The sequence below is a fragment of the Massilia sp. DJPM01 genome (assembly GCF_030348125.1).
GTDB lineage: Bacteria > Pseudomonadota > Gammaproteobacteria > Burkholderiales > Burkholderiaceae_D > Telluria_A > Telluria_A frigida.
This window is the reverse complement of record NZ_JAQOZV010000003.1, coordinates 182,209-203,081: the sequence shown is the minus strand read 5'-3', so window position 1 is coordinate 203,081 and position 20,873 is coordinate 182,209. Positions and strand designations below refer to the sequence as shown.

Annotated in this window: 16 protein-coding genes; 11 read left to right on the top strand and 5 right to left on the bottom strand. The window is 64.0% G+C overall.

What is annotated here, in order from left to right; translation table 11 throughout:
• Window positions 1–21 precede the first annotated feature (21 nt).
• The 4 genes from PO883_RS03520 (at window position 22) to PO883_RS03505 (ending at window position 7,369) form a co-directional block, all read left to right on the top strand.
• Window positions 22–1,215 carry an efflux RND transporter periplasmic adaptor subunit gene (locus PO883_RS03520; RefSeq protein ID WP_289308519.1) on the top strand — a complete coding sequence of 398 codons (1,194 nt, stop codon included), beginning with the start codon at window positions 22–24 and terminating at the stop codon, window positions 1,213–1,215.
• The gene (locus PO883_RS03515) at window positions 1,212–4,304 is read left to right on the top strand and encodes an efflux RND transporter permease subunit (RefSeq protein ID WP_289308518.1); all 3,093 of its coding nucleotides are present in this window, start codon (window positions 1,212–1,214) and stop codon (window positions 4,302–4,304) included. Before PO883_RS03520 ends, PO883_RS03515 begins: the two co-directional genes overlap by 4 nt.
• A 95-nt stretch (window positions 4,305–4,399) precedes the next feature.
• The gene (locus tag PO883_RS03510) at window positions 4,400–6,295 is read left to right on the top strand and encodes an FAD/NAD(P)-binding protein (protein WP_289308517.1); all 1,896 of its coding nucleotides are present in this window, start codon (window positions 4,400–4,402) and stop codon (window positions 6,293–6,295) included.
• Window positions 6,296–6,469: 174 nt separating this feature from the next.
• Complete coding sequence (locus PO883_RS03505) at window positions 6,470–7,369, top strand: hypothetical protein (RefSeq protein WP_289308516.1); 900 nt, start codon at window positions 6,470–6,472, stop codon at window positions 7,367–7,369.
• Window positions 7,370–7,422: 53 nt separating this feature from the next.
• On the opposite strand, the gene hemB is transcribed toward PO883_RS03505, so the two are convergent.
• Window positions 7,423–8,433, bottom strand: coding sequence for a porphobilinogen synthase (hemB, locus tag PO883_RS03500; protein ID WP_167092118.1), 1,011 nt, complete (start codon window positions 8,431–8,433; stop codon window positions 7,423–7,425).
• Window positions 8,434–8,521: 88 nt separating this feature from the next.
• Window positions 8,522–9,247 carry a ribosome biogenesis GTP-binding protein YihA/YsxC gene (yihA, locus tag PO883_RS03495; RefSeq protein WP_289308515.1) on the bottom strand — a complete coding sequence of 242 codons (726 nt, stop codon included), beginning with the start codon at window positions 9,245–9,247 and terminating at the stop codon, window positions 8,522–8,524.
• A gap of 199 nt (window positions 9,248–9,446) precedes the next feature.
• Between yihA and PO883_RS03490 the strand changes: the two genes are divergently transcribed.
• The 6 genes from PO883_RS03490 to PO883_RS03465 all read left to right on the top strand — a co-directional run bounded on the left by PO883_RS03490 (window position 9,447) and on the right by PO883_RS03465 (window position 16,354).
• Window positions 9,447–10,124: a cytochrome c gene (locus PO883_RS03490; RefSeq protein WP_289308514.1), complete on the top strand. Its 678-nt coding sequence runs from the start codon at window positions 9,447–9,449 to the stop codon at window positions 10,122–10,124.
• A gap of 146 nt (window positions 10,125–10,270) precedes the next feature.
• Complete coding sequence (locus tag PO883_RS03485) at window positions 10,271–12,373, top strand: cytochrome c biogenesis protein ResB (RefSeq protein WP_289308513.1); 2,103 nt, start codon at window positions 10,271–10,273, stop codon at window positions 12,371–12,373.
• A 51-nt stretch (window positions 12,374–12,424) separates the two neighbouring features.
• Complete coding sequence (gene ccsB, locus PO883_RS03480) at window positions 12,425–13,606, top strand: c-type cytochrome biogenesis protein CcsB (RefSeq protein WP_289308512.1); 1,182 nt, start codon at window positions 12,425–12,427, stop codon at window positions 13,604–13,606.
• 88 nt (window positions 13,607–13,694) lie between these two features.
• On the top strand, window positions 13,695–14,675 hold the full coding sequence (gene msrP, locus PO883_RS03475) for a protein-methionine-sulfoxide reductase catalytic subunit MsrP (protein WP_289308511.1): 981 nt from the start codon (window positions 13,695–13,697) through the stop codon (window positions 14,673–14,675).
• A 5-nt stretch (window positions 14,676–14,680) separates the two neighbouring features.
• On the top strand, window positions 14,681–15,301 hold the full coding sequence (locus tag PO883_RS03470; RefSeq protein WP_167092138.1) for a sulfite oxidase heme-binding subunit YedZ: 621 nt from the start codon (window positions 14,681–14,683) through the stop codon (window positions 15,299–15,301).
• A 42-nt stretch (window positions 15,302–15,343) separates the two neighbouring features.
• On the top strand, window positions 15,344–16,354 hold the full coding sequence (locus PO883_RS03465) for an Rpn family recombination-promoting nuclease/putative transposase (RefSeq protein WP_289308510.1): 1,011 nt from the start codon (window positions 15,344–15,346) through the stop codon (window positions 16,352–16,354).
• A gap of 17 nt (window positions 16,355–16,371) precedes the next feature.
• On the opposite strand, the gene lysA is transcribed toward PO883_RS03465, so the two are convergent.
• Complete coding sequence (gene lysA, locus PO883_RS03460) at window positions 16,372–17,649, bottom strand: diaminopimelate decarboxylase (protein ID WP_289308509.1); 1,278 nt, start codon at window positions 17,647–17,649, stop codon at window positions 16,372–16,374.
• 3 nt (window positions 17,650–17,652) lie between these two features.
• Window positions 17,653–17,823, bottom strand: coding sequence for a lipoprotein (locus tag PO883_RS03455; RefSeq protein ID WP_187363456.1), 171 nt, complete (start codon window positions 17,821–17,823; stop codon window positions 17,653–17,655).
• A 41-nt stretch (window positions 17,824–17,864) separates the two neighbouring features.
• Between PO883_RS03455 and cyaY the strand changes: the two genes are divergently transcribed.
• Window positions 17,865–18,191 (top strand): iron donor protein CyaY, encoded by a 327-nt coding sequence (gene cyaY / locus PO883_RS03450; RefSeq protein ID WP_289308508.1) that lies wholly within the window; start codon window positions 17,865–17,867, stop codon window positions 18,189–18,191.
• 146 nt (window positions 18,192–18,337) lie between these two features.
• Here the strand turns inward: cyaY and PO883_RS03445 are convergent, their stop codons facing one another.
• Window positions 18,338–20,689, bottom strand: coding sequence for a penicillin-binding protein 1A (locus tag PO883_RS03445; RefSeq protein WP_289308507.1), 2,352 nt, complete (start codon window positions 20,687–20,689; stop codon window positions 18,338–18,340).
• Window positions 20,690–20,873: the final 184 nt, after the last annotated feature.

Below are 20,873 nucleotides of genomic sequence, written 5' to 3'. Positions count from 1 at the left end.
CAGTGGCGAGCAGGGAAACGCATGAAACAGAAAAGCATCGTCATCATCGCCGGCCTCGCCGTTCTCATCGGCGCCGGCGCATGGTATCTGGGCCGGGGCGCGCAGCATGCCGGTCCGGGCGAGCATCAGGGCGCCGCCGTTGCGCCGGGCGACAGGAACGGCAAGGGCGGCGCCCAGCCGCCGGCCATCGTCAACGTGGTGGCGCCGCAGCGCCAGGATGTGCCGGTGCTGCTGCAAGCCAATGCCAGCGTGACCCCGGTCAGCACGGTCGACCTGCATCCGCAAACGACCAGCACGATACGCACGGTGCATATCAAGGAAGGCCAGTTCGTCAAGGCGGGCGAACTGATGTTCTCGCTCGACGACCGCAGCGAGCGCGCCAATATCGACAAGGCGCGCGCCCAGATCGCGCGCGATGCCGCCACCTTCGCCGACCTGGAGCGCCAGTACAAGCGCAGCGAGGAATTGTTCGCCCAAAAATTCATCGCCCGGAGCGCCGTCGATACCCTGAAAAGCCAGGTCGATTCGGCGCGCGCGCTGGTCGGCGCCGGCCAGGCCGCGCTCAAGGCCGAGCAGGTCAACGCCAGCTACAGCGCCATCCGCGCGCCGATGGCGGGCCGGGTCGGCGCCATCAATGTGTTCCCGGGCAGCCTGGTGCAGCTGGCCACCTCGCTGGCCACCATCACCCAGCTCGACCCGATCAACATCGCCTTCAGCCTGCCGGAAGCGGCGCTGGGCGACTTGCTGGCCGCGCAAAAGAATGGCCCGGTCACGGTCGAGGCGCTCGGCACGGCCGGCGGCAAGGCGGCCAGCGGCAAGCTCAGCTTCATCGACAATAGCGTCGATCCGCTGGCCGGCTCGATCAAGGTCAAGGCCCTGTTCGACAACAAGGCCACCAGCCTGTGGCCGGGCCAGTACGTCAGCGCGCGCGTGACGGTGCAGACCATCAGGAACGCGGTGGTGATCCCGCAGGCGGCCATCATCAGCAACAGCCACGGCACCTTCGTGTACGTGGTCGACGCCGGCCAGGCCGCGCAACAGGTGCCGGTCACGCGCTTGCACACCTTCGGCGTGAACGCGGCCGTCTCGGGCTTGAACGGCGATGAAAAAGTCATCACCGAAGGCAAGCAGAACCTGCGTCCCGGCGCCCGCGTCAAGCTGGCCGACGGGCCCGCTGCGAAACGCGATGGCAAGGCCACGGTGGCGGCACAATGAATCTGTCCGAACTGTGTATCCGGCGCCCCGTGATGGTGGTGCTGCTCTCGCTCAGCCTGATTCTGGTGGGCGTGCTGTCGTACATGGCCATTCCGGTCGCCGCGCTGCCCAGCTATAACACCCCGGTCATCAACGTCCAGGCCAACCTGTCCGGCGCCAGCCCGGAAACCATGGCCTCCTCGGTTGCGCTGCCGCTCGAAAAGCAGTTTTCGACCATCGCCGGCATCAACCTCATCACGTCGACCAGCACCCAGGGCCAGACCTCGCTGACCCTGGAATTCGATCCCAGCATCGATGTCAACGTGGCCGCCATCGATGTCCAGGCCGCGCTGCTCGGCGCCCAGCGCCAGTTGCCGCAAGAGATGACGGAGTTGCCCTCCTACCGCAAGGTCAACCCGGCCGACGCGCCGGTGCTGTTCATGGCCATGACCTCGCCCTCGATGAATTTGTCGGAGCTCAACGATTACGCCGAAAACCTGGTCGCTCCCAGCCTGTCGACCCTGCCCGGCGTGGCCCAGGTGTCGGTCAACGGCCAGAAGCGCTTTGCGGTGCGGGTGCGCGCCAAGGCCGACCTGATGAACGCGCGCAACCTGTCGATGGATGAGCTGGCGCTGGCGCTGCGCGCCGCCAACTCGAACGCGCCGCTCGGCGTGCTCGACGGACCGAGCCAGACCATGACCATCCAGGGCAATGCCCAGCTGATGAACGCGGCCGCGTTTTCCGAGCTGATCGTGGCCACCCGCAACGGCGAGCCGGTGCGCCTGAAAGACGTGGCCGCGGTGGAAGACAGCTACCAGTCGGTGAAAGCGGCCGGCAGCTACAACGGCGAGCGCTCGATCGTGCTGCTGGTGCAGCGCCAGCCCAACGCCAACACGGTGCAGGTGGTCGACGCGGTGCGCAAGCTGTTGCCGCGTTTCGAGGCCCAGCTGCCCGCCTCGATCAAGATTACCCTGGTCAACGACCGTTCGGTGTCGATCCGCGAAGCCATCCACGACGTCAACCTGACCCTGGCCGGCACTGTGGCGCTGGTGGTGCTGGTGATCTTCCTGTTCCTGCACCGCGCCGCCGCCACCTTCATTCCGGCCGTGACCATGCCGATTTCCCTGCTGGGCGCCTTGTCGCTGCTGTATGCCTTCGGCTACAGCCTGGATAACGTGTCGCTGCTCGGCATCACCCTGGCCGTGGGCCTGGTGGTCGACGACGCCATCGTGGTGCTGGAAAACATCGTGCGGCATATCGAAATGGGCAAGAAGCCGGTCGAGGCCGCCCTGGTCGGTTCGCGCGAAATGGGCTTTACCATCGTCTCGATTTCGATCTCGCTGGTGGCCGTGTTCATTCCGATCTTCTTCATGCCGGGCGTGATCGGCCTGCTGTTCCATGAATTCGCGGTGGTGGTCGGGCTGTCGGTGCTGGTGTCGGCGCTGGTGTCATTGACGTTGGTGCCGATGCTGGCCAGCCGCCTGCTGCCGCCCCATGCGCTTGATGAGGGCGGCGAGAAAAGTTTCATCGGGCGCCACTTCGAGGCTGGCTTTGCGCGCGTGCGCGATGGTTACGCGCGCTCGCTCGACTTCGCGCTGGCACACCGCTTCATCGTGCTGCTGGTGGCGCTCGGCACCTTTGTGTTGACGATCATCATGTACAGCACCATCCCCAAGGGTTTTTTCCCCGAGGAAGACCTGGGCCAGCTGCGCATGACCATCGAAGCGGCCGAGGATACCTCGACCGACGCCATGCTGGTCTTGCAGGAAAAAGTGGTGGCCGTGATCCGCGCCGACCCGAGCGTGCAGGATGTGACGTCGTTTACCGGCGGCGGCAACACCGGGCGCGGCTTCATCGCCCTGAAACCGCGCGGCCAGCGCGTCAAAATGCCGCAGGTGGTCGAGCGTTTGCGCAAAGCCACGCGCCAGGTGGCCGGCGTGTCGGTATTCCTGTCGCCGATCCAGAACCTGCAACTGGGCGGACGGCCCAGCAAGAGCCGCTACCAGTACACCTTGCAAAGCGTCAGTTCCGACGCGCTGGGCGACTGGGCCAATAAATACCTGGAGCGCATGCGCGCCGACCCGGACTTCCGCGACGTCACCAGCGATTCGCAGAACCGCGGCCTGCAAGCGACCCTGAAGATCGACCGCGACAAGGCCAACGCCATGGGGGTGCAGATCGCCGACGTGCGCACCGCCCTGTACGCGGTCTTTGGCGAACGCCAGGTATCGACCATCTATTCGGCCGCCGCCAGCTACAACGTGATCCTGGAAGCCGAACTGGCCGACCGCCAGTCCGAGGATGCCCTGGGACGGGTGTCGGTGCGCAGCAAGGGCGGCCAGCTGGTGCAGTTGTCGAGCTTTGCGACGGTCGAGCGCACGGTGGGCCCGACCTCGGTCAACCACCAGGGCCAGCTGCAGGCGATCACCCTGTCGTTCAACCTGGGCGCGAATGTGCCGCTGGGCGTGGCCACCGGCAAGATCGACCGGATGGGCGTGGACATGAAGCTGCCGGCCTCGGTGATCACCAAATACGGTGGCGACGCCGCCGTGTTCCAGGATTCGCAGTCGAGCCAGATCATCCTGATCGTGGCCGCGCTGGGCGTCATCTACGTGCTGCTGGGTGTGCTGTACGAAAGCTTCATCCACCCGCTGACCATCCTGGCCGGCCTGCCATCGGCCGCCGTGGGCGCGCTGCTGACCTTGCGCATCTTCGGGCTGGACCTGACCATGATCGCCATCATCGGCATCCTGATGCTGATCGGGATCGTCAAGAAAAACGCCATCATGATGATCGACTTCGCCCTGCACGCCCAGCGCAACGAGGGCCTGAGCCCGGCCGCGGCGATCCGCGAAGCCTGCATCCTGCGCCTGCGCCCGATCCTGATGACCACCCTGGCCGCGCTGATGGGCGCGCTGCCGATCGCGCTCGGGGTGGGCGCCGGCGCCGAACTGCGCCAGCCGCTCGGCCTGGCCGTGGTCGGCGGCTTGCTGTTTTCGCAAGTCATCACGCTCTACATCACCCCCGTGATCTACCTGTTCCTCGACAAGTACAGCGGCAGCGGGCCGATGAGCGATGCCCAGCTGGCAAGCTTGGAAAAGGCGCGTTGATGTTTCCGCTAGGGATTTAATTGACTGGAAACAACACGATCTTTTGACCGCCTGCCACCATGGAAGCTGCATTTTTTCATTGACGGGCGGTCACCATGAAACCTCACAGCGTCACCCTCATCGGCATGGGCCCGCGCGGCCTGTCCCTGCTCGAACGCATCGCCGCGTTTGCGCGCGCGCACAATACGCCGCTGCAAGTGAATCTGATCGATCCCGGCGAGTGCGGCCCGGGCGTGCATTCGCCCAGCCAGCCGCAGCACCTCCTGATCAATACCGTGGCCAGCCAGGTCACCATTTTCCCCTTCCGCGAGGCGGTCGAACTGGCCCCGGTGTGCGCCACGCCCTCGCTGACCGAATGGGCCCATGCCGAGGGTTACCGCCGCTTCGGCGAGCAGTTCGTGCAGGTGGCGCCGGGAGAGGAGGGTGGCGCCAGCATCGCCGAATCCGACTACCTGCCGCGCCAGCTGCTGGGGCGCTACCTGATCTGGGCCTTCGATGCCATCCGCGCGGCCCTGCCGCCGGCGGTGACGCTGACCCACCTGCGGCAGCGCGCCATCGACATGTTCCAGATGCCGGACGGCAGCTTCATGGTGGAACTCGACAGCGGTTTTTCGGTCAGCAGCGACTTTGTGTTCATGACTACCGGCCACAGCCGCAATAACCTGACCGACGAGGAAGCCTGGTGCCACAAGTTCGCCCAGGACCATGCGCGCTACAACGGCAAGCTGGCCTTTATCCGCCATGTGTATCCGCTCGACAAGCTGGTCGGCATTGCCAGCGATGCCCGGGTCGCCATCGAAGGGCTGGGCCTGACCGCGCACGATGTGGTGTCGCAGCTCACGGTGGGCCGGGGCGGGCGCTTCGAGCCGGCCGGCAGCGGCTTGCGCTACCTGCGCTCGGGACGCGAGCCGGCGCTGTTGCTGTTTTCGCGCAAATGCCTGCCGGCGGCGGCGCGCGGGGTCAACCAGAAAGGCTTGAACGGGCGCCACCAGGCGCGCTTTTTCACGCACGAGGCGGTGCGCGCCCTGCGCCAGCAAGCCCAGCGCGAGCGCGGCAGCCCCCAGCTCGACTTCGACCGCGAACTGTTGCCGCTCCTGATGAAGGAAATGGGCTGCGCCTGGCGTGGCGCGCTGGGCCGCCCGGTGCCCGAGGGCGCCGCCTACGAGCCGGGCTCGGAGGAGCGCGCCGCGCTCGACGCCATGCTGTTTCCCCTGCACGGGCGCCAGTTCGCCAACGCCGACGACTTTTCGACCTTTTTCACCTGCATGATCGCGGACGACCTGTCGGAAGCGCGGCGCGGCAACCAGGGCAGTCCGATCAAGGCGGCGGCCGACGTGCTGCGCGACGCCCGCAGCGTGCTGCAAGACATGCTCGAGCATGGCGGCCTGAGCGCCGCCTCGCACCGCAAGTTCCTCAGTGTCTACAACCCGGCCATCAACCGGGTCACCTTCGGCCCGCCCAGCCAGCGCAACGAGCAATTGCTGGCCCTGATCGAGGCCGGCGTGCTGAGCGTGGCGGCCGGGCCCAACGCCGCCATCCGCATCGACGAGGACCTGTCCCAGTTCGCCCTGCACACGCGCTTCGCCTCCGGATCGGCCATCCAGCACGTCGATGCGCTGGTGGTGGCCCGGCTCGACGTCTTTTCGCCGGAAACCGATGACAGTGCGCTGATCCGCAACCTGCTCAAGCGCGGCACCATCCGCCCCTTTTACAACGGCACCTTCCACCCGGGCGGGATCGACATCGACCAGGCCAATCATCCGCTCGACAGCGCGGCGCGCCCGAGCGCCAACCTGTGGGCGCTCGGCTACCTGGTCGAAGGCCCGAATTACTATACCCACGCCTTGCCACGGCCGCGCATGCACTCGCGCCAGGTGCTCGACGCCGAACGCTGCGTGCGCGAACTGTTCGGCCAACTGGCCGAGCGCGACCGTGCGCGGCGCCAGGCGCGTCCCCGCTTCCAGGCCGCCGCCGAGCGCGCCACCACCTGAAGCCCGGACTGGCCCGATTGTTGCAGCACTGATACATATAGTAACAACCATCAAGACACTCATCTTGTAAGCTGCACAGGGTGAGCTTGCCGATGCGCAAAAGTCGCAAAACGTATAGACTTCGGCACCTGTGCCGCATTTCGTTGACGCCGTACCCTGGAAAGCTGTTCTATTTTGCGTGACCATTCCCACCATTCGACCGAGAATACCGGCTACTGCGAGCATTGCGGTCAGCCCTTGCCCGGTCACGCGGTGCCCAGTTACGAGATCAAGCGCTTCAATTCGGTCGGGATCGCCGTCACGCTGGCCTTGCACCTGCTGCTGGTGCTGCTGTGGGTGCTGAAACCCCAGAGCGAGAAAAAAGCCCCGCCGCCGCCCTCGGGCGCCGAGATGGTGTACGTCACGCTGCCGCAATCGAAGCCGCAGCCCAAGGAACAGCCGAAAACGACGCCCAAACCGACCACCCAGGCGCGCCCCAGCAAGCCGACCGTGGCCAGGGTGCAGCGTTTGCCGAACACGATTACCATCCCGAATGAAAAGCCGGTCAAGCAAGCCGATACGCCGGAGCCGCCCAAGCCGGTGAAGCCTGCCGTGGTGGCGCCCGAGACCGACATGGCGGCCGCCATCGAGGCCCGCCGGCGCGCGCGCGGCCAGACCGAGAGCGAGCAGCCGGCCGAGGAAAGCGCGGCCGAGCGCGGCATGCGCATCGCCAAGGCGAATATCGCGGCCGCCAATGGCCGCAGCCAGGGCGATGACCGCAACGATACCGGCGGCGTGTTCGAGGTGAAGAAGAATGCCATGACGGCCACCGTCAAGTTCCGTGGCTGGAATCCGAGCTTCAAGCGGCGCTGGCTGCAGGAAGTCACGGTCGAGCTGGGCACGGAGAAGGATATCGAGACGGCCGTGATCAAGAAAATGATCGAGATTATCCGCAAGGAAAAGACCGGCGATTTCGAGTGGGATTCGCACCGCTTGCAGCGCGTGGTGACGATGAGCGCGCGGGTGCAGGATACGGCGGAGCTGGCCGATTTCTTGCAGAAGGAAATGTTTCCGGAAAACCGGCGCGGACGCTAAGATGGCATGAAAAAGGGGCGCTGCGGCGCCCCTTGTGCTGGTAACGCTCCGGCTTACGCGCGCGCCTTGAGCAAACGCGCAATATCGAGCGCAAAATAGGTCAGCACGCCATCGGCGCCGGCGCGCTTGAACGCCATCATCGCTTCCATCATCACCTTGTCATGGTCCAGCCAGCCGTTTTGCGCGGCCGCCTTGATCATCGCGTACTCGCCGCTGACCTGGTAGGCAAAGGTCGGCACCCGGAATTCGTCCTTCACGCGGCGCACGATATCCAGGTAGGGCATGCCCGGCTTGACCATGACCATGTCGGCACCCTCGGCGATGTCGAGCGCCACTTCGCGCAGCGCTTCATTGCCGTTGGCCGGGTCCATCTGGTAGGTGAACTTGTCGCTCTTGCCGAGCGAGGCCGCCGAGCTGACCGCTTCGCGGAACGGGCCGTAAAAGGCCGACGCATACTTGGCCGAATACGCCATGATGCGGGTGTGGATGTAACCCTGTTGCTCGAACGCCTGGCGCAGCGCGCCGATGCGCCCGTCCATCATGTCCGACGGCGCCACCACGTCCACCCCGGCTTTGGCGTGGCACAGGGCCTGGCGGATCAGCATGGCGGTGGTTTCGTCGTTGAGCACGTAGCCGTTGGCGTCGATCAAGCCATCCTGGCCGTGGCTGGTGTACGGGTCGAGCGCGATGTCGGTCAGTACGCCCAGTTCCGGAAAACGCGCCTTGAGTGCGCGCACGGCGCGCGGAATCAGGCCGTCCGGGTTGGTCGCTTCGATCCCGTCGGCGGTTTTCAGCGCCGTATCGATGGAAGGAAACAGGGCCAGCACCGGAATGCCGAGGCTGACGCATTCTTCGGCCACCTGCAGCAGCAGGTCGACCGAGAGGCGCTCGATGCCCGGCATCGCCGAGATCGGCTGGCGCTGGTTGACGCCGTCGACGATGAAGACCGGATAAATCAGGTCGGACGAGGTGATCGTGTTTTCGCGCACCATGGCGCGCGAAAATGGGTCATGCCGCATGCGCCGCATGCGGGTGGCGGGGAACTGCACTGGAATGGTGGACATCGTTGTTTTCCGAGTGAACAAAAAATCAGGTAATCGGGCACGGCCTGTCGGGCACGGCCTGTCGGGCACGGCCTGTCGGGCCCTGCCGTCAGGCCGTGCCGTCGTCGCTGTCGACCGGGTCGACCAGCGGCGTGTCGGGATCGGCGGGAATCGCAGTCAGGCCCAGCAGGTCGATGATCTTGTCGTTGGCTTCGTCGATGCCGACCCGCTTGAGCGCCGAGAACAGTTGCACCGTGAACGGGAAGCCTTCGCCATCTTCGTCGACATAGCTTTCGAGCATCATGCGCGCCTGGCGCAGGGCATTCGTCGATTCGTTGCGGTTGAGCTTATCGGCCTTGGTCAGGATGCAGTGGATCGGCTTGCCGGTGGGGGCGAACCATTCGAGCATCTGCACGTCCAGTTCGGTGAACGGGCGGCGCGAATCCATGATCAGCACCAGCGCGGCCAGCTGTTCGCGGCGCTGGACGTAGTCGCCCAGCAGCTTTTGCCAGTGCAGCTTGGCCGAACCGGACACTTCGGCGTAGCCGTAGCCGGGCAAGTCGACCAGCAGCGCCTCGATTTCCTCGACGATGGTGGCATCCTTGCGGTGTTGCCCGACATGGGCGCCACCGATCGAAAAATAATTGATGTGCTGGGTGCGGCCCGGCGTTTTGGAGGCGAACGCGAGACCTTTCTGATTTGTCAGAATGTTAATGGCGGTCGACTTTCCTGCATTGGAACGCCCGGCGAAGGCGATTTCCGGTGCCTGCGTATCGGGTAAATCGCGCAGTTGGTTGACGGTCGTGAAGAAGCGGGCTTGCCAGAGTTTGGACATGGGATGGGCAGAAAATGCAACAAGAGGGGCGATAACGCGAGAAAGCTATTGTACAATAAGGGGTTACGAATTGTTGTCACGCAAAAGCCATGGCGAGCACACAAGATCGTTTGCACTACATTAGAACCGAATTTCCGGCCCAGGTTTGATCCGGCAATTCCCAACAAAACCAATTTTCGACTTGTCTCAGGGTGTTTGAATGAATCGTGCGTTTTTACCGGCCGCCGGAGCGGCGTTTGTGAAATCCTTGCTGGTGGCTACCCTTGCCGTGTCGGGCCTCGTGTCCGCTGCCGAGCATGCACCCGCCCCAGCCAAGGCCGACGCCGCCAAAGGCGCGACCCTGTACGATAGTGGCGATGCCGCGCGCGGCCTGGCCGCCTGCGTGTCCTGCCACGGCGCAGCCGGCAATTCGACCATCGCCGACAATCCCAAGCTGGCCGGCCAGTTCGACGTCTACATCCACAAGCAACTGGTCGATTTCACCACGCCCAAGCGCAAGCAGGCGGTCATGACCGGTTTCGCCAAGATGCTGTCGGATGACGAAAAGAAAAACATCGCCGCCTACCTGGCCACGCAAACCCCGAAACAGGGCGCGGCCAAGAACAAGGATACCGTCCTGCTGGGCAAGAAAATCTACCGCGGCGGCATTCCCGCCACCGGCGTGGCCGCCTGCGCCAGCTGCCACGGCGCCAACGGCAACGGCATCCCGGTGCAATTCCCGCGCCTGGCCGGCCAGCACCAGACCTATACGGTTGGGCAATTGCAGGCATTCAAGGAAGGCAAGCGCGAAAACAGCGTGCAGATGACGACCCTGGCGCAGCGCATGTCGACCAAGGAAATGGAAGCCGTCGCCGATTACATCGCCGGCTTGAAGTAAGCGGTACGGCCGCTCGCGGCCGGGGCACGCGCCGCCAGGCGCGCGCCTGCCAGGGAAGGTCAGAGGGCGGCGGCGCGCAAGCGGGCTGCCCTTTTTGTTGGTATCCTCGCGGGTTATTCGTGCCTGCACATAGGGATTTGTAGAGAATGAGCACCACCGGAATAGTCCTGAACACGCGCCGCCCGGTCCTGGGCGAGGCAGTCGAGCTGGTCTCGTCGATGCGCTTTGCCATCAGCATGCTGACCATCATCGCGGTTGCCTCGATGATCGGCACGGTCCTGACGCAAAACCAGCCCATGCCCAATTACGTCAACCAGTTCGGTCCGTTCTGGTTCGATGTGTTCAACAAGCTCGGCCTGTATGCGGTGTATTCGGCCTGGTGGTTCCTGCTGATCCTGGTGTTCCTGATCCTCTCGACCTCGCTGTGCATCGTGCGCAACGCGCCGAAAATGATCAAGGATATGCGCAGCTGGCGCGACAATGTGCGCGAAACCTCGCTGCGCAACTTCCACCACAAGACCGAATGGAGCGCGCCGCTCTCGCGGGCCGACCTGGCGCGCCAGAGCGCGGCCCGCCTGGTCGACGCCGGCTACGCCGCCAAGATCGTGGAAAAGGAGAACGCCACCCTGGTCGCGGCCAGGAAGGGGGCGGCCAACAAGTTCGGCTACATCTTCGCGCACAGCTCGATCATCATCATCCTGGTTGGCGGCATGCTCGATTCGGACATCCCGATCCAGTTCCAGGAATGGTTCCTGGGCAAGAAGCCCTTCGTGGGCGGCGGCTTGATTTCCGAGATTCCCGCCGAGAACCGCCTGAGCCTGAGCAATCCGACTTATCGCGGCAATACCCTGATTCCCGAAGGCCAGTCGAGCGATATCGCGATCATTCCGCGCCCGGATGGCTCGCTGTTGCAGCCGCTGCCGTTCACGATCGAGCTCAAGCGCTTCATCATCGACTTTTACTCGACCGGCATGCCCAAGCTGTTCGCCAGCGAAGTGGTGATCCGCGACCATGAAACCGGCAAGACCTTCCCGGCCACGATCAAGGTCAACGAACCGCTGATCTACAAGGGCGTGGCGCTGTACCAGTCGAGCTTTGAAGATGGCGGAACCAAGCTCAAGATGCTGGCCTACCCGATGAGCGGCACCGACACGGCATCCTTCGCCATGAACGGCGAAGTGAACGCTTCCACGCCGCTGGCGCGCGGCGGCGAGCAATACACGGTCGAGTGGAGCGGTTTCCGGCCGTTCAACGTCGAAAACACGGCCGGCAGCCAGGATGCGCGCGCCGTCACCAAGGGCCAGAGCCTGAACGAGCAGTTCGCCGTCACGCTCGACAAGCATTCCGGCTCGGCCGGCAAGAATGCCAACAACAAGGATTTGAAGAATGTCGGCCCGAGCGTGCAGTACAAGCTGCGCGACAAGACCGGCCAGGCGCGCGAATACCAGAATTACATGCAGCCGGTGACGGTCGATGGCGCCGAAGTGTTCCTGGCTGGCGTGCGCGCCTCGCCCAACGATCCGTTCAGCTACCTGCGCATTCCCTCGGACGAGGCGCACACGGTCAAGGAATGGATGCGCCTGCGCGCGGCGCTGGCCGATCCGGCCCTGCGCGAGCTGGCGGCCGAACGCTATGCGCGGCGCGCCATGCCGGCCGCCAGCAACACCCCGGCGGCCACGCTGGCGCGCCAGTTGCAGGAATCGTCCTCGAAGAGCCTGTCCATTTTCGCCGGCGACGGCACCCAGGGCGGTTACGTGGCGGTGTCGCGTTTCCTGGAGAAAATTCCCGCCGCCGAGCAGGAAAAGGCAGCCGCCATCTTCATGAAGATCCTCAACGGCACCCTGTGGGAGTTGTGGCAGGCCGCGCGCGAAAAAAATGGCATGGCCCAGCTGGCCGGCGACGAGAAACAGGCGCGCTTCCTGCAACTGGCCACCAATGCCCTGTCCGACAGCTTTTTCTACGGCGCCCCGGTCTATCTGCAGCTCGATGAATTCGTCGAGGTCAAGGCCTCGGTGCTGCAGGTGACGCGTTCGCCGGGCAAGGCCGTGGTCTATCTCGGCTGCGTGTTCCTGGTGCTGGGCGTGTTCGCCATGTTCTATATCCGCGAGCGGCGCCTGTGGATCTGGGTGCGCGACGGTGACGACGGCGGCCCGGCGCACGCCCTGATGGCCATGAGCACGCAGCGCAAGACGCTCGATTTCGAGCATGAATTCAACGATTTGAAAGCCAAGCTTCCGCAGTTGGCGTAAGCTGTGCCGCATATCCCCGCGCACGCTGGCAGTGCCGTATTGGAGAACAAGATGGAAGCATCACAAGCATCACAAGCAGCACCCCACCCCACCCAGGGCCAGACTTACCAGCAGGCGCCGGGCTACTTCAAGCGCCTGGGCCCGCTCGACTGGCTGTTCGCCGCGCTGCTGCTGGGCGCCGCGCTGTTCGCGCTGAACCGCTACGGCGCCTTCATGGATGCCTACGAAAAGGTGATCCTGGTGCTGGCCGCGCCCACCTTCGCCGCCCTCGGCTGGCACTGGAAGCCGGTACGCTGGCTGATGCCGCTGGTGGCGCTGCTGTCGCTGTTCGCCGTGTCCCTGTATGCCGGCAACCTCGACATGGCGAACAAGAAATTTTTCCTGAAATACATGCTGTCGAGCCAGTCCGCGATTTTGTGGATGAGCGCCCTGTTCGTGTTTTCCACCGTGTTTTACTGGGTCGGCTTGCTCAGCCGCTCGAACTTCGGTTCCTCGGTCGGCTCGAAGCTGTGCTGGGCCGCCGTGGTGCTTGGCTGGACCGGGATGATGGTGCGCTGGTACGAGTCGTACCTGATCGGCGCCGACGTCGGCCATATTCCCGTGTCGAACCTGTATGAAGTGTTCATCCTGTTTTCGATGATCACCGCCATGTTCTATCTCTACTACGAGAAATACTACGCCACGCGCCAGCTGGGCGCCTTCGTCCTGCCGGTGATCGCCGCCGCGGTCGCTTTCCTGCTGTGGTACACGGTCTCGCGCGATGCCGCCGACATCCAGCCGCTGGTGCCGGCCCTGCAGAGCTGGTGGATGAAAATCCACGTGCCTGCCAATTTCATCGGCTACGGCACCTTTGCGCTGGCGGCCATGGTCGGCTCGGCCTACCTGGTCAAGTCGTATGGCCACCTGGAAGACCGCCTGCCGTCGCTGGAAGTGCTCGACGACGTGATGTACAAGTCGATTTCGGTCGGCTTCGCCTTCTTCACCGTGGCCACCATCCTGGGCGCCCTGTGGGCGGCCGAAGCCTGGGGCGGCTACTGGTCCTGGGACCCGAAGGAAACCTGGGCCCTGATCGTCTGGCTCAACTACGCGGCCTGGCTGCACATGCGCCTCATGACCGGCCTGCGCGGCCGCGTGGCGGCCTGGTGGGCCCTGATCGGCCTGGTGGTGACGACCTTCGCGTTCTTGGGCGTGAATATGTTCCTGTCCGGCTTGCATTCTTATGGCAAACTTTAATGGCGCAAACCTGCTGGGCTGAAAGCGGCAAGATGGTGTAATGTGGGTCATCCCTCGCTGAAACCATTTGATTTGCCGAAAGACGCCCATGCTGATCCAACGTAGCCCCAACGGTATCGACCTGCCGTATTCCTCCGACATCACGCCGCAGGCGGTGTACGAATCGCGCCGCCGTTTCATCGCGCAGATGGCGGCCGGCGCCGTCGCTGGCGGCGCCTTGTGGGAAATGGCCAACCGCGAAGCCTTCGCGGCCGCCGCACCGGCGCAAAAGCTGGCCGGCAAGCTCAATCCCGCCTATGGCGCGCTCGACAAGCAGACCCCGTTCAAGGATGCGTCGAGCTACAACAACTTCTATGAATTCGGCCTCGACAAGGCCGATCCGGCCCAGAACGCGCACACGCTCAAGACGCGCCCGTGGACGGTGACGATCGAAGGCGAAGTCAAAAAGCCGATGACGCTCGACCTCGATGCGCTGCTCAAGCTGGCGCCGCTCGAAGAGCGCGTGTACCGGCTGCGCTGCGTGGAAGGCTGGTCGATGGTCATTCCATGGGTCGGCTATTCGCTCTCCGAGCTGATCAAGAAAGTCGAGCCGACCGGCAACGCCAAATACGTCGAATTCGTCAGCCTGGCCGACAAGGCGCAAATGCCGGGCGTGAGCAGCCGCGTGCTCAACTGGCCGTATGTGGAAGGCTTGCGCATCGATGAAGCCAATCATCCGCTGACCTTGCTGACCCTGGGCATGTACGGGCAGACCCTGCCGAACCAGAACGGTGCCCCGGTGCGTCTGGTGGTGCCCTGGAAATACGGTTTCAAGTCGGCCAAGTCGATCGTCAAGATCCGCTTCGTCAAGGACCAGCCGCGTACGGCGTGGAATGTATCGGCGCCGTCCGAGTATGGCTTTTATTCCAACGTCAATCCCGAGGTCGACCACCCGCGCTGGTCGCAGGCCAGCGAGCGCCGCATCGGCGAAGACGGCTTCTTCCAGAAAAAGCGCAAGACGCTGATGTTCAACGGTTACGGCGACGTTGCCTCCCTGTACAGCGGACTCGACCTGAAAAAGAACTTTTGAGCACGATGGCGTTCAATCCCGCTTCCCGCCAGCTGCTCGCCATCAAGGCCGCGCTGTTCGCGCTGGCGCTGGTGCCGCTGGCGCGCATGGTGTACCTGACCGTCAGCGGGCAACTGGTCGAGCCGCTCGAATTCATTACGCGCGGCAGCGGCGACTGGGTGCTCTACATGTTGTGCATCACCTTGGCGCTCACGCCCCTGCGGCGCCTGACAGGCTGGAACTGGCTGGTCAAGCTGCGCCGCATGGCGGGGCTGTTCACCTTTTTCTACGGCTGCCTGCATTTCCTCACCTTTCTCTGGTTCGACCATTTTTTCGATCTGGCGGAGATGTTCCGTGACGTCATCAAGCGGCCTTTCATCACGGTCGGCTTCATTGCCTTCGTGCTGCTCATTCCGCTGGCCGTGACCAGTACCAACGGCATGATCAAGCGCCTCGGCGGCAAGCGCTGGCAGTGGCTGCACCGGCTCATCTACCTGATCGCGCCGCTGGCGATCCTGCATTTCTGGTGGATGAAAGCCGGCAAGAACAACTTCACCGAACCGCTCATTACCGGCGCCATCGTGGCCGTGCTGCTGGGGCTGCGGATAGTGTGGAGCCGCCAGAAGGCCGCCGCCGCGCGCGTCTGAGGCAGCGCAAAGGCGGGGCAGGGTCGCTCGCTACAATGCCCCATGCCCACCCCTCACGACCTCGGATACCGTTCGCTGTTCGCCCACCCGGAACTGGTGCGCGAACTGATCACGGACTTCACTTCCTTCAAGCTGCTCGATGACGTTGCGCTGTCGGCCTTCCAGCGTGTCAACCCGGCGTATGTGAGCGAGCACCTGTCGGCGCGCGAAGGTGACATCGTCTGGCGCGTGCGGGTCGGCGAACAGTTTTTGTACGTATACATCCTGCTCGAATGCCAGTCCGGCGTCGACCGCTGGATGGCGCTGCGCATGCAGACCTACATCGGCTTGCTGTATCAAGACCTGGTCAAGCGCCACGAATTGTCGCCTGGCCTGCTGTTGCCGCCGGTGCTGCCGCTGGTCTTCTACAACGGCGTGCCGCGCTGGAGCGCCAGCATGGACTTGTCCGGCCTGCTCATGCAAGCGCCCGCCGAGCTGGCGGCCCTCCAGCCATCCCAACGCTACGTGCTGATCGACCAGCAGCGCCTGGACAAGGCGGCGCTGGAAGCGAATGCCAGCTTGCTGGCGCTGCTGTTCCGGCTTGAACTTTCAGCCGGTCCCGATGTCTCAAAAAACGTCTTTGCTGCGCTGACGACCTGGTTCAACGGAGCGCCCCAGGCCAGTCTGCGGCGCTCCGTTCAGGTGTGGATAAGCGCACTGCTGGCACGCGGAGCCAGCGCAGAGGAATTGTTGATGGTTGAGAGTATGGAGGAGGGTGCTGACATGGGCGGTAAGCTTGCAAGCTGGGCCGAACAGTTCGAGGAACTCGGCTTTCAAAAAGGGTGCGCGCAAGGTAAGGCGGAAGGGAAGGCGGAAGGGAAGGCGGAAGGGCAAGTCATCGCACTTCGCGGGGTGCTCAAACGCCTGTTGCGCGTCAGGTTCGGCGACGTTCCGGAAATGGCTGCGCAACGTATTGAGCAAGCCACGCAGGAAGAACTTGAAGGCTGGATCGAGCGCAGCATCGACTCGCCCAGCTTGCCCGCGCTGTTCGGCGCTAACGCGGCGCCCGCCTGAACGCCCCGTGTCCCGGCTTACTGGAGCAACGATTCCAGCGCGAACAGTTCGGCTGGCTCTTCGCGCCGGCGCACCAGGTGCAGCGTGTCGCCGTCGACCATCACCTCGGCGGCACGGCCGCGCGTGTTGTAGTTCGACGACATCGTAAAACCATAGGCGCCGGCCTGCATGATGGCCAGCAGGTCGCCCTGCGCCACGCTCAGTTCGCGCTCACGCGCCAGCCAGTCGCCCGACTCGCACACCGGCCCGACCACGTCGTAACTCACGGCTGGCTGCGTGCCCGCCTGCACTTGCTGCACATCCATCCAGGCCTGGTACAGGGCCGGGCGCATCAAGTCGTTCATGGCGGCGTCGACAATGCAAAAATTCTTTTCGGCGCCCGGTTTGAGGAACTCGACGCGGGTCAGCAGCACGCCGGTATCGCCCACGATGGCGCGGCCCGGCTCGAAAATCACCTTGATCGGGGCACCGCCATGGCTGGCCGCGCGCCAGGCGTCGATGCGCGCGAACACGCGGCCCAGGTAGTCGCCCACCGGTACCGGCGGCGCATCGCCGGCGGCGCCGTAGTTGATGCCGATGCCGCCGCCCATGTCCAGATGGTCGAGCACGATGCCTTCGGCACCGAGCGCGTCGACCAGTTCGATCAGCTTGTCGAGCGCTTCCAGCAGGGGCGCGTCGTCCAGCAGCTGCGAGCCGATGTGGCAATCGATCCCGACCGGGGTCAGGTGCGGCAGGCTGGCGGCGGTGCGGTAGGTGGCCAGCGCATCGTCGAAGGCAACGCCGAACTTGTTTGCCTTCAGCCCGGTGGCGATGTACGGATGGGTCTTGGCATCCACGTTCGGGTTGACGCGCAGCGACACGCGCGCCTGCTTGCCCATGGCGCCGGCCACCTCGTTCAAGCGGTGCAGCTCGGGAATCGATTCGACGTTAAAGCACAGGATATCGTGCGACAACGCCAGGCGCATTTCGTCGACGGTCTTGCCGACGCCCGAAAAAATCACCTTGGCCGGATCGCCGCCGGCGGCGATCACGCGCAGCAGTTCGCCGCCCGACACGATGTCGAAGCCGGCGCCGCGGCGCGCCAGCAGATCGAGGATGGCCAGGTTGGAATTGGCTTTCATCGCATAGCAGACCAGCGCATCGCGCCCGGCGCAGGCATCGGCGAAGGCGGCGAAATTGTCCAGCAGCGCCGCTTTTGAATACACATAGGTCGGCGTGCCGAACTGTTCAGCGATGCGGGACAGGGGGGTGCGTTCGGCGTGCAGGACGCCGTCCAGGTGAAAGAAATGCGGCATGGATTATTGGGCAGCGGGAGAAGAGGGTGGGGGCGGCGTGGTCGGTGAAACGGCGGGTGCGGCGGGCTTGGCGGGCGGCTTGGGCAAGTACAGCGGACCGGCCTGGCCGCAGCCTGCCAGCAAGCCAAAGACCACGGCGGTGATGCCGATATTGAGCGCAGATGAAGACTTCACGATTAGAATCACGGTTTGATTGGCAGACCTTGGAGTGTAGCATGAGCGAAAAAGAATTTTTGGACCTGGCCGAAACGACCCTGAACAAGATCGAAGCGGCGATGGACCGGCTGAACGACGAGGATGTCATCGATGTCGAGTGCAAGCGCAGCGGTAATGTGCTGGAGATCGAATTCATCGACAACGGCAGCAAGATCATCGTCAACAGCCAGGCGCCGATGCAGGAACTGTGGGTGGCCGCCAAGTCGGGCGGCTTCCACTACAAGCGGATCGATGGCGCCTGGGTCAACACGCGCGACGGCAGCGAACTGTTCGCCGCGCTGTCGGACCTGGCCAGCGCCCAGGGCGGCGCCCGCGTCACGCTCTGACGGCAAGATAAACCGGGCACGATAAGCCGGGGTCAGACCCCAACCACCAGAACCGGGGTCTGACCCCGCGATATGACCCCGCGATAAACCGGGGTCAGACCCCAACCACCAGAACCGGGGTCTGACCCCGGTTTATCTTGCCTGCGTCAGAACAGTTCGTTCTTGACCGCGTCCTTGACCTTTTCCTCGGCCGGCGTGCCGCGTGCGCCGATGTCGAGGCTTTGCACTCCGGTGCCGGGCGGATTTTCGACGTAGTAATAGTCGTCGCCCGCCATCACCAATCCCTCGGGCACCACCCGCTCCTCGTTCGGCACGCCCTTGAGCGCCTTTTGCATGTAGCTGATCCAGATCGGCAGGGCCAGCCCGCCGCCGGTTTCCTTGTTGCCCAGGTTCTTGGGCTGGTCGTAGCCGATCCACGCGATGCCCACCAGTTTCGGGGTGTAGCCGGCGAACCAGGCATCGATCGAATCGTTGGTGGTGCCAGTCTTGCCGGAAATGTCGGTGCGCTTGAGCGAGAGCGCCTTGGTGGCCGTGCCGAAGCGCACCACATCCTTGAGCATGCTGTCGACCAGGAAGGCATTGCGTGCATCGATCACCCGGTTCGCTTCATCGCCCGACTTGTCCGGCGTCGCTTGCGAGAGTACCTTGCCGCTGCTGTCGGTGACCTTCGAGATCAGGTAGGGGCTGACCCGGAACCCGCCGTTGGCGAACACGGCGTAGGCGCCGGCCAGCTGCAGCGGCGTGGTCGCGCCCGCGCCCAGCGCCAGGGTCAGGTAGGGCGGGTTCTTTTCGGCCTCGAAGCCGAAACGGGTCGTGTATTCCTGGCCGTACTTGGCGCCGATCTTGTTGAGGATGCGGATCGAAATCATGTTCTTCGACTTGGTCAGCCCGCGCCGCATGGTCATCGGCCCTTCGTACTTGTTATCGTAGTTCTTCGGTTCCCACGCCTGGCCGCCGGTCTGGCCGGCATCGAACGAGATCGGGGCATCGTTGATGATGGTGGCCGGCGACAGGCCGCGTTCGAGCGAGGCCGAGTAAATGAAGGGCTTGAACGAGGAGCCGGGCTGGCGCCAGGCTTGCGTGACGTGGTTGAACTTGTTGCGGTTGTAGTCGAAGCCGCCCACCAGCGCGCGGATTGCGCCATCGGTGGCGTCGGCCGCCACGAAGGCCGACTGCACTTCCGGCATCTGCGTGACCGACCAGGCCGTCCCGCCATCCTGGCTGATGCGGATCACGGCGCCGCGCTTGACCTTGCGGTTGGCTGGGGCCTTGCTCGACAGCCAGTTCTGGGCGAACGCCAGGCCGGTGCCGCTGATCTTGACTTCCTCGCCCGAGGCCGTCACCGCGGTGATGCCGGTGGGCGTCGCCTGCAGCACCATGGCGGCGATGATGTCGTCGCTGTCGGGGTGCTCGGCCAGTTCGTTTTCGATCGCTTCATCGGCTTCTTCCTTCGCTTGCGGGATCTCGATATACGATTCCGGGCCGCGGTAAGGGTGGCGCTTCTCGTACTCCATCACGCCGCGGCGCAGGGCCAGGTAGGCCGCGTCCTGGTCGGACTTGGTGATGGTGGTAAACACGTTCAGGCCGCGCGTATAGGTTTCTTCCTTGAATTGCTCGTACACCAGCTGGCGCGCCATCTCGGCCACGTACTCGGCGTGCACGCCGAATTCGCTGCTGTCGTTCTTGATGCGCAGCTGCTCGGCCTTGGCGGTCTCGAACTGGGCCGGGGTGATGTAGCCCAGCATGTGCATGCGCTGCAGGATGTATTGCTGGCGCGTGCGCGCGCGCTTGGGATTGACCACCGGGTTGTAGGCCGACGGCGCCTTGGGCAGGCCGGCCAGCATGGCCGCCTCGGCCACGGTGATGTCTTTCAGGTTCTTGCCGAAATAGATCTGGGCCGCCGAGGCGAAGCCGTAGGCGCGCTGGCCCAGGTAGATCTGGTTCATGTAGACCTCGAGGATCTGGTCCTTGGTCAGGTTTTGCTCGATCTTCCAGGCCAGCAGCACTTCATAGGCTTTGCGCTTGAGCGTCTGCTCGCTCGACAGGAAGAAATTGCGCGCCACCTGCTGGGTGATGGTCGAGGCGCCCTGCTTGGCGCCGCCGGTGGCATTGTGCAAGGCCGCGCGCAGGATGCCGGTGTAGTCGACCCCGCCGTGCTGGTAGAAGCGGTCGTCTTCGATCGCCAGCACCGCCTTCTTCATGACCTCCGGAATATCCTTGATGTGGACCAGGTTGCGGCGCTCCTCGCCGAACTCGCCGATCAGCACATTGTCGGCCGAAAAAATCCGCAAGGGCATCTTGGGCCGGTAGTCGGTCAGGGTATCGAGCGGGGGCAGATTCGGGTAGGCCATGGCCAGTGCGAACACCACGATCAGCAAGCCGATCAGGGCCGTGCCGGTCAGGCTGCCGAGGACAATTAACAACAGTCGCTTGGGCGAGCGCGCACGGGCGGGGCGCGACGGGGAAGAAGTGCTGGCGTCCGGCTTGGAAGAGCTCATGCGGGTCGAATCTTTCGCTTTAATTGGGTGCCCCTCATTATAATGCACCGCCACCTGCCGCGGCGCATTGCCAACTACTTGCCTTTTGGAACATTTGTGCCCGCAAAACAACTGTGATGACCCACAGTTCACAGAGTGTCGCATTCCAGCCCACAGGCATAAAATTTCAAAACAGAAATACCTT

Excerpts from the sequence above, each read along its gene's own strand:
- hemB (WP_167092118.1), bottom strand. The coding sequence starts at position 8,433 with ATGTCCACCATTCCAGTGCAGTTCCCCGCCACCCGCATGCGGCGCATG.
- msrP (WP_289308511.1), top strand. The coding sequence starts at position 13,695 with ATGCTGATCCAACGTAGCCCCAACGGTATCGACCTGCCGTATTCCTCC.
- cyaY (WP_289308508.1), top strand. The coding sequence starts at position 17,865 with ATGAGCGAAAAAGAATTTTTGGACCTGGCCGAAACGACCCTGAACAAG.
- ccsB (WP_289308512.1), top strand. The coding sequence starts at position 12,425 with ATGGAAGCATCACAAGCATCACAAGCAGCACCCCACCCCACCCAGGGC.
- PO883_RS03510 (WP_289308517.1), top strand. The coding sequence starts at position 4,400 with ATGAAACCTCACAGCGTCACCCTCATCGGCATGGGCCCGCGCGGCCTG.
- yihA (WP_289308515.1), bottom strand. The coding sequence starts at position 9,247 with ATGTCCAAACTCTGGCAAGCCCGCTTCTTCACGACCGTCAACCAACTG.
- lysA (WP_289308509.1), bottom strand. The coding sequence starts at position 17,649 with ATGCCGCATTTCTTTCACCTGGACGGCGTCCTGCACGCCGAACGCACC.
- PO883_RS03490 (WP_289308514.1), top strand. The coding sequence starts at position 9,447 with ATGAATCGTGCGTTTTTACCGGCCGCCGGAGCGGCGTTTGTGAAATCC.
- PO883_RS03520 (WP_289308519.1), top strand. The coding sequence starts at position 22 with ATGAAACAGAAAAGCATCGTCATCATCGCCGGCCTCGCCGTTCTCATC.
- PO883_RS03445 (WP_289308507.1), bottom strand. The coding sequence starts at position 20,689 with ATGAGCTCTTCCAAGCCGGACGCCAGCACTTCTTCCCCGTCGCGCCCC.
- PO883_RS03465 (WP_289308510.1), top strand. The coding sequence starts at position 15,344 with ATGCCCACCCCTCACGACCTCGGATACCGTTCGCTGTTCGCCCACCCG.
- PO883_RS03470 (WP_167092138.1), top strand. The coding sequence starts at position 14,681 with ATGGCGTTCAATCCCGCTTCCCGCCAGCTGCTCGCCATCAAGGCCGCG.
- PO883_RS03485 (WP_289308513.1), top strand. The coding sequence starts at position 10,271 with ATGAGCACCACCGGAATAGTCCTGAACACGCGCCGCCCGGTCCTGGGC.
- PO883_RS03515 (WP_289308518.1), top strand. The coding sequence starts at position 1,212 with ATGAATCTGTCCGAACTGTGTATCCGGCGCCCCGTGATGGTGGTGCTG.